The following is a 1,750-nucleotide window of genomic DNA, read 5'->3' on the forward strand; positions in this document are numbered from 1 at the left end:
CTAGGGTTTGCTGTTATGATCCTATTGTTCAGCCCTTTTATGCTACGTTTGATTTCTAAGTCTACCCTGTTATAAGAGATGTTTAACAGTGAACCTATTCAATATAAAGTTCACTCCTTTCACTTTGTAACGGCTACAGAGTGAGAAGCAGCCTCTAATATTAGCATAATTTCGAATGTGAAAAGGGAGCAGTTGCCAACTGGAAATCTGCTCCCTTTTGTTTTCAACTAACGTTTTTTCGTTAGTTGAATCACTCAGCTTTTTGTGTTCCCAATTGGATATCTACAAATGGTACGTATTGGTTTGGTTCAACTTCTTTATATACACGTACAAAATTGACATTAAAGGTTGGATAAGGAGCTAATTCATTCATAGCTAATAATTTCATTTCGTCAATTTCAGTCTCGTTCAAACCCCAATAGGTTTGCCCCAAGGTCAAATGAGGATGATACTGATCCATTTCAAAGTATTGATCTAAAATTTCTTGTGATGGAGAAATCGCATTTACCAATCTTCTATGTAAATCGATTACATTGCTCGATTCAACACTAAGAAATGTAACAGCACTTCCAAACGACCCAGGTTCTGATAATGATAATTGAAAGCTTTGGATTAAAGAGCATGCTTGTCTTACATTTTCTAACCAACAAAGATCTACTTTAAGACCACCCTGCGCTTTTACAGTGATGTGAGGCTCCACTACCTCGTTAAGACGATTACTGGACCAACGATCACGGAATGCCATAATTTTTGCTTTATAATCATCTGGAGGGGTTATTCCAATGAAATATTCCATTTTTCAGTCCACATCCTTTAGCAAAATAATGGATGATAGTCCACTTGTTCTTATCTTCTTTCTTCTTCGGCTATTTAAATTATCCTGCCGGTTCGCATAATAAAAGGGAGCAGCTGCTAACTGGCAAGCTGCTCCGTGCTGTGTTCAACTAATGTTTTCTCGTTAGTTGAATCACTCAGCTTTTTGTGTTCCCAATTGGATATCTACAAATGGTACGTATTGGTTTGGTTCAACTTCTTTATATACACGTACAAAATTGACATTAAAGGTTGGATAAGGAGCTAATTCATTCATAGCTAATAATTTCATTTCGTCAATTTCAGTCTCGTTCAAACCCCAATAGGTTTGCCCCAAGGTCAAATGAGGATGATACTGATCCATTTCAAAGTATTGATCTAAAATTTCTTGTGATGGAGAAATCGCATTTACCAATCTTCTATGTAAATCGATTACATTGCTCGATTCAACACTAAGAAATGTAACAGCACTTCCAAACGACCCAGGTTCTGATAATGATAATTGAAAGCTTTGGATTAAAGAGCATGCTTGTCTTACATTTTCTAACCAACAAAGATCTACTTTAAGACCACCCTGCGCTTTTACAGTGATGTGAGGCTCCACTACCTCGTTAAGACGATTACTGGACCAACGATCACGGAATGCCATAATTTTTGCTTTATAATCATCTGGAGGGGTTATTCCAATGAAATATTCCATTTTTCAGTCCACATCCTTTAGCAAAATAATGGATGATAGTCCACTTGTTCTTATCTTCTTTCTTCTTCGGCTATTTAAATTATCCTGCCGGTTCGCATAATAAAAGGGAGCAGCTGCTAACTGGCAAGCTGCTCCGTGCTGTGTTCAACTAATGTTTTCTCGTTAGCTTAATGAGTTATCTCTAATAAAATCAATCATTCGGCTCCTATAGAAATTAACTAAAAGAAAAGATTGTGA

General features: G+C 36.7%; 2 protein-coding genes. Both read right to left on the reverse strand.

All coding sequences use genetic code 11. The annotated features are described in order from the left end of the window. Positions 1 to 250: 250 nt before the first annotated feature. Positions 251 to 796, reverse strand: coding sequence for a 2'-5' RNA ligase family protein (locus H9647_RS25530; RefSeq protein WP_191805306.1), 546 nt, complete (start codon positions 794 to 796; stop codon positions 251 to 253). 171 nt (positions 797 to 967) lie between these two features. Then, positions 968 to 1,513: a 2'-5' RNA ligase family protein gene (locus tag H9647_RS25535; protein WP_191805306.1), complete on the reverse strand. Its 546-nt coding sequence runs from the start codon at positions 1,511 to 1,513 to the stop codon at positions 968 to 970. Positions 1,514 to 1,750 lie beyond the last annotated feature (237 nt).

The organism is Paenibacillus gallinarum, assembly GCF_014836635.1.
Classification (GTDB): Bacteria; Bacillota; Bacilli; order Paenibacillales; family Paenibacillaceae; genus Paenibacillus; species Paenibacillus gallinarum.

Bases quoted from the DNA above. Each gene is read 5' to 3' on its own strand.
- H9647_RS25535 (WP_191805306.1), bottom strand. From the start codon at position 1,513: ATGGAATATTTCATTGGAATAACCCCTCCAGATGATTATAAAGCAAAA.
- H9647_RS25530 (WP_191805306.1), bottom strand. From the start codon at position 796: ATGGAATATTTCATTGGAATAACCCCTCCAGATGATTATAAAGCAAAA.